We start from the raw sequence: 14,838 nt of genomic DNA, 5'->3' as shown, positions 1-14,838 counted from the left end.
TGCAACGGGGGAGGCGATTTCCGCCTTGGGCCACCACAAGACGGTCAAAGCCGCCACCCCCACCAGCACCACACCCAAGGCGAGCACACCCGTGCCAGAGCGCCACCGGGGCGCAGGCGGTCTAAGCCCATGGGCATGGGGATGTGGGTCGGAGTGAACAACACCCGCCGTCTGCCTTCGCTCGGCGTCGGCCCGCTTCAGTGCATCAAGGATGTAGGACATGGTGAGCTCAGGGGGTGATGGGTGACAGGCGCGGTTCGTCAACACCGCTGGCCCGGTTGAGCAGGATCAAGGTCGTGGTCGTGGCGCCCTCATCAGTCTCGATGCCTTTGGCCCGCTGAAACGCCTCGACCTTTTCCCGTAGCGTGCGGGACGAAGCCGGGATCTGGCCCTGTTGCTGCAGCGTTGTCAGTTGCTGCTCCATCCAGATGGCGGCGGTGCCCTGGTAACCATCGACCAAACGCCCCGATTGACCGGGCGGCGTGCGCCACAGCGTGAGGTATTCGCCTTGCCAGATGAGGGACAGCGCGTCGGTGGACAGCGTCCAGCGGTGTTCGCCAGCACTCAGCGTCACCTGTTGATTGTCCAGCGCCTCCAGCACCACGTGGCCGGTGCCCTCGGGCAGGCGCAGGCGAAGCACGGCGGGACGGTCCATCTGACGCAGGCCGTTCAGGCTCATGCGCGCCGTTCGGTAGCACTGCAGTTGCTGCGTCATTGCAGCCGCGCAGAGGTCCTTGCCCGGGGTCGACGGTTGCCAGCGGGGGGCGATGGCCTGGAGGCCAGCACGCTCGCTGGTCAGCAGCAGGCTGGCGGACATGGCAGGGCTGGGCTGAGCGGGAGGGAGTGAGAGGGGGGCTGTCACCTCGCCTGGCGCTTTCGCCACCGGCGGGGATGCCGGAGCAGCGGGTGCCGGCGCAGCCGCCACCGGTGCGGCGGGGGTCGCGGGGACGTTGTTTGTCGACCGTTGCCAGAGCCATGCGCCGGATGCTGTGAGCAAGGCGCCAGCGACCACACCCAGCGCCAGCATGCCCTGCGCGCGGCGCCGTGCCGCGCCCGGGTTCTGGTTGGCAAACACTTCGTCTGCGGCCCGCTCAACCACCGCCGGGCTCACCTCAGGCAAGCCGAGGGCGTAGGCACCGAGCAGCGCGCGCCCGCAAAGCAGGTTGATGCGCCGGGGCACACCTCCGCTGAGCTGGTGGACGCGGCGCAGCGCACGCGGTGCAAAAGGCACGTGGCCGGTGCGGCCGGCGATGCCCAAACGGTGCTGGATGTAGTGCACGGTGTCCGCTTCATCGAGGGCATCCAGATGGAAGCGCGCCACCACGCGCTGCGACAGTTGCTCCAGTTCGGGTCGGGCCAGCAGTTGACGAAGCTCGGGTTGACCGATCAGCACAATCTGCAACAGCTTGCGCTCATTTGTTTCGAGGTTGGTGAGCAACCGGAGCTGCTCCAGCACATCGGCAGAGAGGTTCTGCGCCTCGTCGATCACCAGCACCGGATTGCGCCGTGCCGCGTGAGCGGCCAGCAGAAAGGCATTGAGCGGGTCGAGCAGGTCCTTGACGGTGGGTTCGCGGTCGTTACTCAGGGCGAGCTGGATGCCGAATTCTTCGCAGATGCTGCGCAGCAGCTCGATGACGTTCAGGCGGGGATTGAAGATGTAGGCCACCTGGCACTGGGCAGGTGCCCGAACCAGAAAACGGCGCGAGATGGTGGTCTTGCCGGTGCCGATGTCGCCGGTCAGCAGCACGATGCCGCCGGGCCCTTGCAAACCATACTGGAGATGAGCGAGCGCTTCCCGGTGACGCTCGCTCATGAAGAGGAAGCGCGGGTCTGGCGAGATCGAAAAGGGATCCTGCTTCAGGCCAAAAAACGCGGTGTACATGCGCCGAGCATAGCCTGCGCAGCCCCGGTTTCAAGCGCCACCGGCCGGGCGATGAGGCCCTGGCCGGTGGCGCGGGTTCATCAGGCGGCCAAGGCCATGGCGGGCTTGCTCGCCGTGCTGCCGCTGCTGGTGCTGTGGGCTGTGCTGCTTGACTTGGTGGCGCTGCTGACCGAGCACTCGATGTCGCCTGAGAGCTGGCCACCCTCTTCGATCACGACCTTGCCGTAGCGGATCTTGCCGGTGACGCGGCCGGTCGCATAAATCACCAGCTTCTGGCGCACAGTGAGGTTGCCCTCGAACACACCGTGGATTTCGGCAATGTCGATCTCGGCCGAGCCCTTGAAAGCGCCTTGCTCGGCGATCTGGATCACGCGCGAGTCCATCGTGGCTTCCACCAGGCCCTCAACCACCAGCGTGTCGCAATCGGTGATCTCGACACCTTTGAGCTTGATGTTCGGGCCGACGGTCAGCTTGCTGCCGCCTTCGGGCACGGTGCTGGCGGGCGTGGTGGTGGTCACCGCCGGGGCCTTTGGCTCGGGAGTGGCCGCACTGGCGGAGGCAGAGGCCGAAGTGGGCAGTCCACTGGCGCCGTAGCGGGGCGTGGTCACGCCCGTATTGAGCGGGCTGGGTTGTTCGGTTTCGCGTTTTCCAAAATGCAGTGCCATGCGAGCTCCTTCTAAAAATGAAGCGCTCATGCTACGTGGCGTGCGGCTTACATTCGGCTTGGTCCGGTAAGAGCGGTAACGAGATGAACGAGGCTTGCGCGAGCGCATGGCGGGGCTGCGATACAGTGCCTCGCATGCCACGTCACTGGGTCCTGGGTTCGCTCGCCGCTTCACCGCTCAGCCTCGGTTTGCCCCAAGTGAGCGCGCTGCTCGCGCGTCTGGGGCAGGCCGGGCGCCACGCGGTGGCCGAAGACCTTCTGCAACTCGTGGGCGCCCATGTGCCATTGGCGCAATGCACCATCTTCGCCTTCGAGCCCGGTCGCAGGCCCGCCATCGTCGCCGTGGGCGACCGCTCGCGCACGCAGGAGCTGCCCCACATTGCCGAGGCCTATGTGGACCGCTTTCACCGCCTCGATGGCAGTTCGGTGGTGATGCGCGACGAGCTGGCCGCCGCGCAGAAGGCGGGCAGCTCGGCGCCGCGCATCGTGCTGCATCGGCAGCGCGGCGACGACATTCACCACGCCGACTACCGCCGCATCTGCTACGAGCTGCCGCTGGTGGCCGAGCGGCTGGCGGTGATGGCGCTGTACGAGGGGCGGCGCTGGCTGGCGGTGCACCTCTACCGCGGCGAGGAACACGGGCCGTTTGACGAAGCGGGCATCGCCGTGGTCGAGGCGTTTGCGCCGCTGATCGTGCATGCCGTGCGCCTGCACCACACCGGCCATGCCGTGCATCAGGACCTGAGCGGGCTGCTGCTTGCTCGCCTGGTGCGGCGCTTCCCGGCGCTCACGCAGCGCGACCGCGACGTGGTGGTCGCGCTGATGGACGGCCTCTCCACCGAAGCCCTGGCCCAGCGCCTGGGCCTCACGCTGGCCAGTGCCCAGACCTACCAGAAACGGGTGTTGCGCAAGCTGGGCGTGGCCGGGCAGCGCGAGCTGCTGGCGTGCTTGCTGGATGGCGGTGATTGAGCGGTGGAGGTTTCTTTGATCATGGGCTTGTTCCCATATGGGGACATCCCCGGCGGTCCCGGTGCCTACACTGCCCGCAAAGCCCAGGAGACCACACATGCATCAGCCCCACGCCGAGCCCCGGCGCTCCATCTATTTCGACTACCAGGTGTTCGACGCCTGGTTGCCTTCGCAGCACCCGAAAGAACAGCACGCCCCAGTGGTGATCGTCGGCGCCGGCCCCATCGGTCTGGTGACCGCGTTGGCGCTCGCGCAGCATGGCGTGTACAGCGTGGTACTCGAAGCGGAGCGCCAGGTGTCCGAAGGCAGCCGCGCGATCGCCTTCACGCGTCGCTCGATGGAGATCTTGCAGCAGGTGGGCGTGGCGCACCACATCACGGCCCACGGCCTTCCCTGGAACTGCGGCAACTCGTTCTACCGGGGGCAACGCGTGTTCCGCATGGAGAACCCGCACGATCCGGACGACCGCTTTTTTCCGCTGATCAACATCCAGCAGCAGTACATCGAGCAATACCTGGTTGATGCCTGTGCCGCCAGCCCGCTGATCGAGCTGCGCTGGGGCAACCAGCTGCTGTCACTCTCGCAGGATGCGAACGGCGCGACGCTGGAGGTGGACACCGCCGAAGGGCCCTACACCCTCAAGGCCGACTGGCTGGTGGCGGCCGACGGCGCGCGCTCGACGGTGCGCGCGCTGATGGACCTGAAGCTCGAAGGCGCGTCCTATGAAGGCAAGTTCGTCATCGCCGACATCCGCGTGAACCTGCCGCTGCCCACCGAGCGGCTGGCCTTTTTCGATCCCGGGTGGAACCCGGGCAACACCATCCTCATGCACCGTGAGCCGCACGGCCTGTGGCGGCTGGACTACCAGCTGCCGCCCGGCGAAACCCCCGAAGACGCGCTGAAACCCGAATCGCTCAAAGCCCGCATCGACGCGCAACTGGCCATGATCGGCCACGCCGGCGTGCCCTGGGAGATGGACTGGTGCTCGGTCTACTCGGCCCGCGCGCTCACGCTGCCCGACTACGTGCACGGCCGCGTGATGTTCACCGGCGATGCGGCCCACCTGCTGCCAATCTTCGGTGTGCGTGGCGCCAACACGGGATTCCAGGACGCGCAGGCGCTGGCCTGGCGGCTGGCGCTGGTGGCAAAAGGCGTGGCCCGGCCCGAGCTGCTGGCCAGCTACAGCAGCGAGCGCGTGGCCGCGGCGCGCGAGATCATTGACGAGGCGGGCAAAAGCACCCGCTTCATGACACCGCCCACGCGTGGCTTCCGTCTGCTGCGTGACGCGGTGCTCTCGCTCTCGCTGAGCCAACCCTTCGTGGGGCCGCTCTACCACTGGCGCACCTCGCGGCCGCACGAATACGGCGCTTCGCCGCTCAACAGCGCTGAGGACGACAACGCGTTGTTTCTCCATGGCCCGGGCCCTGGCGCTCCGCCGCGCAACGTCCGTCTCGGGCCGGATGACCATCTGCTCGACCACCTGGACCACCGCTTCACACTGCTGCTGGCCACCGAGGCCGCAGCGCTGCCTGCCGAGCTGATGGCCGTGATCGGCGAGGTGCGGGACCAAGGCCTGCCGCTGCAGGTCATCGGCGCGGGTGCGTCGCAACCCGTGGCCGGTGCCGACCAGACCCTGCCCGACGCCGACGGCCACCTGCGTGATCGCCATGGTCTGCAGGACGGCGGCGCCTACCTGCTTCGGCCCGACCAGCACGTCTGCGCGCGCTGGCTGCATCTCGATGCGCCCCGCCTTCGCGCCGCCCTGATCAACGCCGCCGGCCTGCAAGGAGCCCGACCATGAACACGACCCAGACGCTCACGATTCCCGGCCTGGAGCAGGTCTACGACGCGCTCGCCACCGCCATCGACCAGGTGGGCCCCGAGCACACCGAGCGCTTCCTCGTCAAGCTCGCGCTGATGAATGCCAACGCGCTGGCCGACCCTGCGCTGTTTCAAGCGCACGTCGACGTGGCGCTCAAGGACCTCTGATGCGGTTTTGCCTTCAACCGCATAACTGCGTTGGTTCGCCTTGCCGTGCTGCAGCACTGTCTGCGGCTCCCGCCTTGTTCTGCGCTTGAAGGCAAAACCGCATGAACTCAGCCAGGCTTGACGGCGGTGGACGCCGCCAACGGCAGGAAGATGTCGGTCAGCAGATCGGCCGGCGCCGTGTCGCGCGGGCTGTTGAGGTATTCCTCGAACACCGGCTGGTCGGCCAGCGCGTGGCCCGTGGCCACCAGCCAGGCGCCGTAAAGCCACTGGTAGGCGTCGCGCATGTTGGGGTAGGGGCCTTGGTAGCGCAGCACGGCGCAGGGCGTGCCGCCCACGGTGAAGCGCTGCAGCGGCGGTTCGATTTCGGCACCGGGACTGATCGACAGCCCGGCGCGCGAGTTGAGCTGGGCCTCGGGATAGGCGAACGGGTCATCCAGGTACTGCGCCAACCAGCGCGTGTCGGGTCGCATCAGGCCCTGCGCCGCAAGGTGAATCTGCGCGGTCTCGAAGGCTTTGCCCACCCGCATATAGCTGCCCCGGTGGGCCATGCCGGCCAGCTCGACCGCCGGCACCTGCCGGATCTCGACCGGCCAGCCGCTGGTGGTCTGGGCGGCGGTGTTTTGCCAGGGCAGGGCGTCGGCCCGCGTTTCCCGCCAGATCTGCGGGCTCTGGCCGAAGGTCTGGCGGAACGCGCGGGTGAACGACTGCGCGTTCGGATAACCGCAGCGCCGGGCGATCTCGGTCACGGTCAGCGCGGTCTGCGCCAGGTAGCCCGAGGCCCGGTGCAGCCGCACGCGCCGCACCGTGGCCGCCACCGTTTCACCGATCAGCGCGTGGTAGATGCGGTGCCAGTGGTAGGGCGAGAGGTCGGCGACCAGGGCCAACTCGTTGAAGTCCAGCGGATCGGCCAACCGGTCGTGGATGTGGGCCGTGACCCGGGTGAGCTGCGCCCGGTAGTCGGTCCATTGCGGCTGGGGGTGGGTCATGGCGTCCCGGAGGTTGGCGTGAGGCCGATGTGGATGTGAATGCTGCCGTCCGGCTGGTAGCGCTCGTAGTCTGCCAGAGTGGTTTTTTCCAGGTCGGTGCGCTGCCAGATGGCTTGCCATTCGGCTCCCACCAAGTCGAAGCGGCCCTTTTTCACCGGGAACACTGCGCGCCTTGAGGCCGGCGCCACCACGTGCGTCAGCCCCTCGGGCGGCAGCTCGGCCCAGTGCCCGGGCACCGCGTGGCCGATGACCAGCGTGTAGCGGCCGCTGTTGTCGATGCCGGCGTTCTCGAAGTTCGTGTAGACCGCGTACACGTCGTCCGACAGGCGGTGGGGCAGGCGAGCGGCGAGCTGCGCCTGGCCGAAGGCGGCCCAGTGCGGCGGGATGGTCTCGAAGGCCTCGCCGTTGTGGGTGCGCAGGGCGATGCCGACGACGTGAAGGGCCTCGGGCTGGGTGACAACTTGCATGGTGGTGCTCCGGGGTGGGGTGGGGTCGGTCCATTTTGGAGACGCCATGCGTACAAATCTTGCGGTCTGCGCGCTGGTGTTCCTGGGGTTTGCAGCGCCCAGCCCGACAACAAGGTTGATGGTCAACCCCTACACTCGCGGGTTATCCCCCGATTGCCCTTATGAACGCCCCCGTCGACGTCTCCTTTTTCGCGCGCGCCGCCAAGCCGCTGACCAGCTACCGCCCCTACTGGGCCAAGCGGTTCGGCGTGGCACCGTTCCTGCCCATGAGCCGCGCCGAGATGGAGCAACTCGGCTGGGATTCGTGCGACATCGTGCTGGTGACGGGCGACGCCTACATCGACCACCCCAGCTTCGGGATGGCGGTGATCGGCCGGGTGCTGGAAGCGCAGGGCTTTCGCGTCGGCATCATCGCCCAACCCGACTGGCAAAGCGCCGAGCCCTTCAAGGCGCTGGGCAAGCCCAACCTGTTCTGGGGTGTGACGGCTGGCAACATGGATTCCATGATTAACCGGTACACCGCCGACCGCAAAATCCGCAGCGACGACGCCTACACGCCGGGTGACGTGGGCGGCAAGCGCCCCGACCGCGCGGCACTGGTCTACAGCCAGCGCTGCCGCGAAGCCTACAAGGACGTGCCCATCGTGCTCGGCGGCATCGAAGGCAGCCTGCGCCGCATCGCCCACTACGACTACTGGAGCGACAAGGTGCGCCGCAGCATCGTGGTGGATGCCAAATGCGATCTGCTGCTGTACGGCAACGCCGAACGCGCGCTGGTCGAGGTGGCGCACCGCATCGCCGCACGCGAACCCATTGAGCAGATCACCGACGTGCGCGGCACCGCCTTCGTGCGCCGCCCCGGCGACCCGACGGCCGAGGGCTGGATCGAGTTGGATTCGAGCGAGGTCGACCAGCCTGGCCACGTCGAAGACCACATCAACCCCTACCTGACCACCAGCGAACAGGCACAGGCGCAAGGTTCAACGTGTTCCAAAGAAGACGATGGCAAGGGGAAATCACCCCCTCTCCCGCTGGCGGGAGAGGGCCGGGGTGAGGGCGCTTCAGCCTACAAACCCATCACCATCCACCGCCCGCAAGGTGCCGGCGGCGTGGCCAAGCTGCCACGCGAACGCACCGTGATCCGCCTGCCCAGCTACGAACAGGTGAAAAGCGACGCCGTGCTCTACGCCCACGCCAACCGCGTGCTGCACCTGGAAACCAACCCCGGCAACGCTCGCGCGCTGGTGCAGGCGCACGGCGAGGGCACGACCGCGCGCGACGTGTGGATCAACCCCCCGCCCATCCCGCTGACCACGGCCGAGATGGATTACGCGTTCGACCTGCCCTACGCCCGCAGCCCGCATCCGGCCTACGCCGACGAACACGGCAAACACGACGGCGCGACCAAAATCCCGGCCTGGGAAATGATCCGCTTCAGCGTGAACATCATGCGCGGCTGCTTCGGTGGCTGCACCTTCTGCTCGATCACCGAGCACGAAGGCCGCATCATCCAGAGCCGCTCTGAAGAGTCCATCATCAAGGAGGTCGAAGACATCCGCGACAAGGTGAAGGGCTTTACCGGCACCATCTCCGACCTGGGTGGCCCCACCGCCAACATGTACCGCCTGGGCTGCCGCAGCCCCGAGATCGAGGCCGCCTGCCGCAAGCCCAGCTGCGTCTACCCCGGCATCTGCCAGAACCTGACCACCAACCACGACCCGCTGATCAAGATCTACCGCCGCGCGCGGGCCTTGAAGGGCATCAAGAAGATCCTGATCGGCTCCGGCCTGCGCTACGACCTCGCTATCAAGAGCCCGGAGTACGTGAAAGAACTGGTGCAGCACCACGTGGGCGGCTACCTCAAGATCGCGCCCGAACACACCGAAGGCGGGCCGCTCTCCAAGATGATGAAGCCCGGCATCGGCAGCTACGACAAGTTCAAGACCCTGTTCGAGAAGTACAGCGAAGAGGCGGGCAAGAAACAGTTCCTGATCCCGTACTTCATCGCCGCGCACCCCGGCACCAGCGACGAGGACATGATGAACCTCGCCATCTGGCTGAAGAAGAACGGCTTCCGCGCCGACCAGGTGCAGACCTTCTACCCCAGCCCCATGGCCACCGCCACGGCCATGTACCACACCAACCTGAACCCGCTCAAGGGCGTGCACCGCGACGACCGGGCCGAGCGCGTGGACATCGTGCGCGGCGACAAACGCCGCCGCCTGCACAAAGCCTTTCTGCGTTACCACGACCCGAACAACTGGCCGCTGCTGCGCGAAGCGCTCAAGGCCATGGGCCGCGCCGACCTCGTCGGCAACGGCAAACACCACCTGATCCCGACATTTCAGCCGATGACGGATGGGGGGTATCAGAGTGCGCGGAAGAAGAATTCGACGCCGGGTGGTGAGAAGGCCAGCGAGCGAGCGGCTGCGGTGGTGAAGACGGGTGGGGGAACGGGGAGGGTGGCCTCAAACCCCAGCGGCAAGGCACCGATCAAGGGGCGCATCCTGACGCAGCACACGGGACTGCCGCCGAGGGCGGGCATCAAAGGCCGGGGGAAGTAAGGCGCGTCGTCATGGCGTGTACCGAACTCAATCTCCCCGGCTGTGGATTGCTATCTAGAAGAGTACCCACTCAGCGACTTTGCCGGAGCGACGCCATCGTTGCTTCCAACGCTCTTGATCAGCGCAGATGCTGGCGCTTGCTTGGCCTCGATTCTGGTGTGGGGCGATCCGACTCCCCAGCCGGAGGGGGTGATATTTGGCTTTTCAGCGACGAGGAACAGTTGCGTTGCGCTGGCCGTCATGTAGCCGACTTCGTTTCCCGTAGGAAAAGCCAAGCTGATCGAGTCCACTTCTGTCCCCAAAAAGCTGGCCTTTGGTCCCAGTTGAATGGTTCCGCCAGTAGGATTGGAAATGGCACCCAAGACGTTGTTGCAGGCTGGGTCGGAGTGGGCGGTCGTATCGGAGTAGGTAGTGTTCAGAGAAGTGGGTGAGGCTTTTGTCAAGTTGTTCGTTACCCGTTTGAAGTAGGTATTGCCATCATTTCCTACGTAGGAAAAGCAGGCCGATCTCCAAGATCCCACATATGCGTCGGCAGGCTCACTGGATCCTCCACCGCAAGCCGCCAACACTGAAACCCCCACTGTTGCCAAGACCAGTTTGAACAAGCGATTCAAGATTTACTCCCTTGATGAAATTGACTGTTAAGGAACGAGCAACTTTCAAATAAAAACCTGGTCAGCTCACGACCTCGGCTGCTACAAAGTGTAACCAGCTGGGCGTGGGCAAGACTTCCGGCAAACGAGCAAGGCCAATGCGGGCGTTGTTTTTTCACATTTCAGAACCCCATCCCAACCGGGGCGCATGAAGCTCCACGCAGCCCACAACCGACCATCTGACGATGTCTTCTCGATTCGCTTTCTGGTGTCTGTTCGCTTTCATGGGAACGGGCTTAACAGGTTGTTTCCCTGCGGTCTCGGCCATGGCCGCGCCCACCAACGCCGCCTCCTGCCCACCCCAACCCACACCACCCAACCGCGAGCTGATGCAGAAGGCTCAACAGCGGGCGACCGACCGCGGTTTCCTCTGGCGCATCAGCCGCGACGGGCGTGATTCCTTCCTCTACGGAACCATCCACGCCGGGCGGCCGGAGTGGTTTGCCCTCGGGCCGCGCACCGAAGCCGCTCTGTTTCGCACCGGCATGCTCGCGATGGAGATTGACGTGACCGATCCGGCGGTGCTGGCCGCGCTGCACAGTGCGACGCAGGGGCCGCCGCGCGCGCTGCCCGCTGAGCTGATGCAGTCGCTGCGCTCGGCTTGGGCGGCCGAGTGCTTGCCGGCGGCGGACCTGGAGCAGGGGGCTGCGGAGTTTCACGTCACGCAGCTGGCGGTGGCGCAGGCCCGGCGCCAGGGGCTGTTTCCGCTCTACGGGGCCGAGTCGGTGTTGCTGATGCACAGCTTGCGCGCACAGCGTCCGGTGGTGGGGCTGGAGTCGGTACAGACGCAACTGTCCGCGCTGATGGCACGCGACGACGAAGAGGCCGAGACCATGGTGCGCGAGACGCTGATCGAGCTCCAGCGCCCGCTGGCCGCGCGCAGCCTGGAGCGGCTGGCGAGGGCTTGGGAGAAGGGTGACCTGAACGATCTGGAGCGCTACGCCGACTGGTGCGACTGCGTGAACACCCCGACCGAGCGCGAGTCCTACGCCCGCCTAGTGGACGGGCGCAACCCCGGCATGGTGAATGCCATCGAGCGGCTGCATGCCAACGCCAGCGTGTTCGCGGCCGTGGGTGCGCTGCACCTGGTGGGGCTGCAGGGCTTGCCGGCCCTCCTGGCCGCCAGAGGGTTCAAGGTCAGCCGCTTGTTCTGATCACGGGTGTTCCGATCTGTCCCGAAAAGTTGAGATAGGTCATGAAACGGGTGGATTCCGCCACGGTGCGGTGGGATCTCTCGCACAATTCGTTACTTATCCGGGTGACCCCTGTCACCCGACAGGAAACTCTTTCATGGCACATCTGAACTGGACGCCCGATCTCGAAACGGGCATCCGCGAAATCGACGGACAACACAAGCGCATCGTCGACTACATCAATCAACTCTACGACGCACGCGACCACCACGACCGCGAGGCCGTGGGCGCGGTGATCGACGAAATGGTCGACTACACGCTCTCGCACTTCGCGTTTGAAGAATCGCTGATGTCGGACGCCGGCTACATGTTTGCCGGCCCGCACAAGAAAGTGCACGAGCTGTTCACCCGCAAGGTGGGCGAGTACCGCATGCGCTTCGAGGCGGGTGAAGATGTGGCGTCCGAGCTGCACGCCATGCTCTCGCGCTGGCTGTTCAACCACATCCGCAACGACGACCGCAGCTACACGGACTCGGTGAAGGTCTACCTGAAGAATGTCAGCCACGGCGACACCGACATGAAGGCGCAGATCAAGGAGGAGTTGATCCGCGAGCTGCACCTGAGCAAGAAGCGCGGCTTCTTCGCGCGACTGTTCGGCAGCGGCGAATAAGCCCCGCAACTCCGGAGCGCACCTTTAGCGTGGCAGGGGTATCCAGGGCAGCAGCACCCAGGCGCCCAGGCCGGTCACGTTCAAGATCGCCGTCATCCAGTACACCTCCCGGAAGGCCTGTTTGGCCGACTTGTGGCGCAAGATCTGGTGCGCGAACCACGCGCCTGGCCAACCCCCGAGCAGGCCGAGGCCGTGCAGTGTGTTCTCCGGCGTGCGCCAGCCGGCTTGTGTCGCGGCGAACTTGTCCTGCCAGTACACGTAGAAGGTGACCCCGTTGAAGACGAACGCAGCGGGCAGAAACAGCCAGCTCAAGCGGCCCAGAAGCACGCCTGCGATCAGCAGGCCTGCCCAGACGAGCATCAGCACGAGTGCGGGGCCGCCTGATGCTTGCTGACGACGCGGCGACACGCGGCGGGGTGGGTGTGAGCGCTGCGGCGGTCTGGCTGTCTGTGCCGCCGCCGTGCGAGAGGGCTTGTGCGGCGGGGTGGCCGTTCGGTCGGTGTCCGGGCGAACATCCATGGCCCGAGGGCCCTTGCTGCCCACATGAATTTCTTCGAAGCTGACCCGCTGGTTCAGGGCGGGGGCGGCGCTGCCGCGCCAGTCACGGATGTGGAAGAACAACTGGGCGCTGGATTGGGGGCTGTGGATGAAGCCGAATCCTTTGGCGTCGTCCCACCGCACCACGGCACCTTGCTTTTTCATTGGCACTCCTCCCGAGTCGCCTGAGATTGTCCGTGATTGCTGCATGGTTCAAATTGGCGCAAAATGCGCCAAACAGGAGTTTTGCCATGTCCACTGCCGCCAGCCCGTTTGCGTCCGTGAAACTGCCCACTGCCTTGGTGCAGCAGGCCCGAGAGGCGGCCCAGCCGCAGCGCCGCTCGGTCGCTGGCCAGATCGAATACTGGGCCACGCTGGGCCGCATTGCCGACGAAACCGGCCTCACGGTCCAGGAGGCGCGCGAGGCCATTGCCCGCTACGACGTGCGCCAGCGGGGCGGGGCCGCGCTGGACGAATCGCTGGACGCCATCGAATCGCGGTTTGTGGATGCTGAGACCACCGGCCGGCTGGTGCAGGCGGTCAGAAGCACCGTGAGCGCCAACCGCCAGAAGGCCTCGCTGCAGCGCGCCGCCTGACGCACAGCCCAAGACCATCCCCGGAGTGTCAGCCGCGGTTTTTTACCTCCTGGCCGGCCCCAATGGCGCGGGCAAGTCCACGCTGTACCGCAGTGCGGTGGCTCAGGGCCTGATCCCAGCAGAAGCCGAATTCGTCAACGCCGACCTGCACGAGGCAGCGCACCTGCAGCAGGTGGGCGACCCTGCCGAGCGTTCGCGCCAGGCGCGCCAGTGGGCCGACGCGCGGCGGGCGCAGTGTCTGGCCGAAGGCAAGTCCTTTGCCAGCGAGACCGTGTTTTCCCACACCTCCAAGCTCGATCTCATGAGCGCCGCCCAGCGCGTGGGGTTTGCCGTGGTGCTGCTGGTGGTGTGTGTGGACGATCCGCAGCAACTGCTCGGCCGCGTGAGCCAGCGCGTGGAGGAGGGCGGCCACCCGGTGCCTCCGGAGCGCGTGCTCGCGCGCTACCCGCGCACGGTGCGCCACCTGGGCGTGGCGGTGCGGCGGGCCGATCTGGCGCTGCTCTACGACACCTCGTTGCCGCCAGACCAGGTGTTCCAGCCGCCTCGGCTGGTGGCACGTTGGCGCGGCGGCGAGCGGGTGTGGCAGGCCGACCCGCTGCCCGCCTGGGCCCGGCGTGTGCTGCACCCCGTGTCAGAATGAAACGATGCCCCCTGTCCTACGCGCTCCCCTCGTCCTCCGCAGTCTGCTGCTGCTGATCCTCGCCGCCGGTGTCTATTTTTTCCACGGTTTTCTGGTCCCGGCGCTCGCCGCGCTGATCATCGGTTTTGCCACCTGGCCGCTGTACGACCGCCTGGTGGGCCACTGCAGGGGCAACACCACAATGGCGGCCAGTGTGGCGATTCTGGTGGTGCTGGTGGTGCTCGTGGTGCCGCTGTCGGTGGCGATGCACTATGCCCTCCGCGAAGCCAGCGAGTTCGTGCGCTGGGCCATCGAGGCCAACCGCCACGGCGCGCCCGTGCCGGCCTGGATCGAGGCGCTGCCCATGATCGGCCCACCATTGGCGACCTACTGGCGCGAACACCTGAGCGAGCCGCAGGCGCTGGGCCTGTGGATCCAACTGCTCTCCGGTCAGCACATCGGCAACATCTCGCGCACGGTGTTCAAGGTCGCAGGCGACCTGTTTGGGCTGTTCCTGTTGGTGTTGTTCATGCTGATCACGCTGTTCTTTGTCTACAAGGACGGCGCCCGCATCGCTGCCCAGCTCGACCGCGTGGGCGAACACCTGTTGCCCGAGCGCTGGCAGCGTTTCTCGCGGGTGGTGCCGGCCACGGTAAGCGCGACCGTCACCGGCATGGGCCTGATCGCCATTGGCGAGGGCGTGGTGCTGGGCGTGGCCTACTGGGTCGCTGGCGTGCCTTCGCCGGTGCTGCTGGGCGTGCTCACGGGCTTCATGGCTATGGTTCCGGGCGGCGCGCCGCTGTCGTTCACGCTGGTGTCGCTCTATCTGGTGGGTTCCGGCCACGCGGCGGCCGGGATGGCGCTGTTTGCCTGGGGGGCGGTCGAGCTCTTCATCGTGGACAAGACGCTGCGCCCGCGGCTGGTGGGCGGGCCGGTGAAGCTGCCCTTCCTGCCCACGTTTTTCGGGCTGGTGGGCGGCGTCAAGACGATGGGTATCGTGGGCCTGTTTGTCGGGCCGGTGTTGATGGCGCTGCTGGTGGCGATCTGGCGCGAGTGGGTGCACGGGCTGGAAGGCCCGCCCGCACCCCGGTCCCGGCCTTGAGGGCACT

At 66.4% G+C, this 14,838-nt stretch carries 15 protein-coding genes and 1 pseudogene; 9 read left to right on the top strand and 7 right to left on the bottom strand.

What is annotated here, in order from left to right:
* The 3 genes and pseudogenes from B0E41_RS27385 to B0E41_RS19205 form a co-directional block, all read right to left on the bottom strand.
* Positions 1–222 (bottom strand): annotated as a pseudogene (locus B0E41_RS27385) (hypothetical protein); the annotation flags it as partial.
* 7 nt (positions 223–229) lie between these two features.
* The gene (locus B0E41_RS19210) at positions 230–1,813 is read right to left on the bottom strand and encodes an AAA family ATPase (RefSeq protein ID WP_363352028.1); all 1,584 of its coding nucleotides are present in this window, start codon (positions 1,811–1,813) and stop codon (positions 230–232) included.
* Positions 1,814–1,962: 149 nt separating this feature from the next.
* Positions 1,963–2,547, bottom strand: a complete 585-nt coding sequence (locus B0E41_RS19205) for a polymer-forming cytoskeletal protein (protein ID WP_077333337.1) — start codon at positions 2,545–2,547, stop codon at positions 1,963–1,965.
* 134 nt (positions 2,548–2,681) lie between these two features.
* On the opposite strand from B0E41_RS19205, the gene B0E41_RS19200 reads away from it, so the two are divergent.
* The 3 genes from B0E41_RS19200 (at position 2,682) to B0E41_RS19190 (ending at position 5,504) form a co-directional block, all read left to right on the top strand.
* Positions 2,682–3,515: a LuxR C-terminal-related transcriptional regulator gene (locus B0E41_RS19200; RefSeq protein ID WP_077333335.1), complete on the top strand. Its 834-nt coding sequence runs from the start codon at positions 2,682–2,684 to the stop codon at positions 3,513–3,515.
* A gap of 97 nt (positions 3,516–3,612) precedes the next feature.
* The gene (locus B0E41_RS19195; RefSeq protein WP_077333333.1) at positions 3,613–5,316 is read left to right on the top strand and encodes an FAD-dependent monooxygenase; all 1,704 of its coding nucleotides are present in this window, start codon (positions 3,613–3,615) and stop codon (positions 5,314–5,316) included.
* Positions 5,313–5,504 (top strand): DUF2783 domain-containing protein, encoded by a 192-nt coding sequence (locus tag B0E41_RS19190; RefSeq protein ID WP_077333331.1) that lies wholly within the window; start codon positions 5,313–5,315, stop codon positions 5,502–5,504. Before B0E41_RS19195 ends, B0E41_RS19190 begins: the two co-directional genes overlap by 4 nt.
* A gap of 107 nt (positions 5,505–5,611) precedes the next feature.
* Here B0E41_RS19190 and B0E41_RS19185 read toward each other — a convergent pair whose 3' ends face one another.
* Together B0E41_RS19185 and B0E41_RS19180 are read right to left on the bottom strand one after the other, a co-directional pair.
* Positions 5,612–6,490: a GyrI-like domain-containing protein gene (locus tag B0E41_RS19185; protein ID WP_077333329.1), complete on the bottom strand. Its 879-nt coding sequence runs from the start codon at positions 6,488–6,490 to the stop codon at positions 5,612–5,614.
* Positions 6,487–6,957 carry an effector binding domain-containing protein gene (locus tag B0E41_RS19180; RefSeq protein WP_171984821.1) on the bottom strand — a complete coding sequence of 157 codons (471 nt, stop codon included), beginning with the start codon at positions 6,955–6,957 and terminating at the stop codon, positions 6,487–6,489. The genes B0E41_RS19185 and B0E41_RS19180 overlap by 4 nt, the downstream gene beginning before the upstream one ends.
* Positions 6,958–7,118: 161 nt before the next feature.
* Here B0E41_RS19180 and B0E41_RS19175 point away from each other — a divergent pair, with 161 nt between their 5' ends.
* Complete coding sequence (locus tag B0E41_RS19175) at positions 7,119–9,521, top strand: YgiQ family radical SAM protein (protein ID WP_077333325.1); 2,403 nt, start codon at positions 7,119–7,121, stop codon at positions 9,519–9,521.
* 50 nt (positions 9,522–9,571) lie between these two features.
* Here the strand turns inward: B0E41_RS19175 and B0E41_RS26740 are convergent, their stop codons facing one another.
* Positions 9,572–10,135: a hypothetical protein gene (locus B0E41_RS26740; protein WP_143433910.1), complete on the bottom strand. Its 564-nt coding sequence runs from the start codon at positions 10,133–10,135 to the stop codon at positions 9,572–9,574.
* Positions 10,136–10,440: 305 nt separating this feature from the next.
* Between B0E41_RS26740 and B0E41_RS19170 the strand changes: the two genes are divergently transcribed.
* Both B0E41_RS19170 and B0E41_RS19165 read left to right on the top strand, forming a co-directional pair.
* Positions 10,441–11,328: a TraB/GumN family protein gene (locus B0E41_RS19170; protein ID WP_171984820.1), complete on the top strand. Its 888-nt coding sequence runs from the start codon at positions 10,441–10,443 to the stop codon at positions 11,326–11,328.
* Positions 11,329–11,464: 136 nt separating this feature from the next.
* Positions 11,465–11,977 carry a bacteriohemerythrin gene (locus tag B0E41_RS19165; RefSeq protein WP_077333321.1) on the top strand — a complete coding sequence of 171 codons (513 nt, stop codon included), beginning with the start codon at positions 11,465–11,467 and terminating at the stop codon, positions 11,975–11,977.
* Positions 11,978–12,001: 24 nt separating this feature from the next.
* On the opposite strand, the gene B0E41_RS19160 is transcribed toward B0E41_RS19165, so the two are convergent.
* Positions 12,002–12,679, bottom strand: coding sequence for a DUF1294 domain-containing protein (locus B0E41_RS19160; RefSeq protein ID WP_077333319.1), 678 nt, complete (start codon positions 12,677–12,679; stop codon positions 12,002–12,004).
* Between the two features lie 86 nt (positions 12,680–12,765).
* Between B0E41_RS19160 and B0E41_RS19155 the strand changes: the two genes are divergently transcribed.
* From B0E41_RS19155 to B0E41_RS19145, 3 genes are read left to right on the top strand one after another with little or no spacing between them, the layout of a single operon-like run.
* Positions 12,766–13,110 carry a hypothetical protein gene (locus B0E41_RS19155; RefSeq protein WP_077333317.1) on the top strand — a complete coding sequence of 115 codons (345 nt, stop codon included), beginning with the start codon at positions 12,766–12,768 and terminating at the stop codon, positions 13,108–13,110.
* 25 nt (positions 13,111–13,135) lie between these two features.
* Positions 13,136–13,750 (top strand): AAA family ATPase, encoded by a 615-nt coding sequence (locus B0E41_RS19150; protein WP_077333315.1) that lies wholly within the window; start codon positions 13,136–13,138, stop codon positions 13,748–13,750.
* A gap of 4 nt (positions 13,751–13,754) precedes the next feature.
* Positions 13,755–14,831, top strand: a complete 1,077-nt coding sequence (locus B0E41_RS19145) for an AI-2E family transporter (protein WP_077333313.1) — start codon at positions 13,755–13,757, stop codon at positions 14,829–14,831.
* The last annotated feature ends 7 nt before the right edge of the window (positions 14,832–14,838 follow it).

The organism is Hydrogenophaga sp. A37 (assembly GCF_002001205.1).
Lineage (GTDB): Bacteria > Pseudomonadota > Gammaproteobacteria > Burkholderiales > Burkholderiaceae_C > Hydrogenophaga.
The sequence above is the reverse complement of the archived record's forward strand: the minus strand, read 5'-3'. Positions and strand labels throughout refer to the sequence as shown.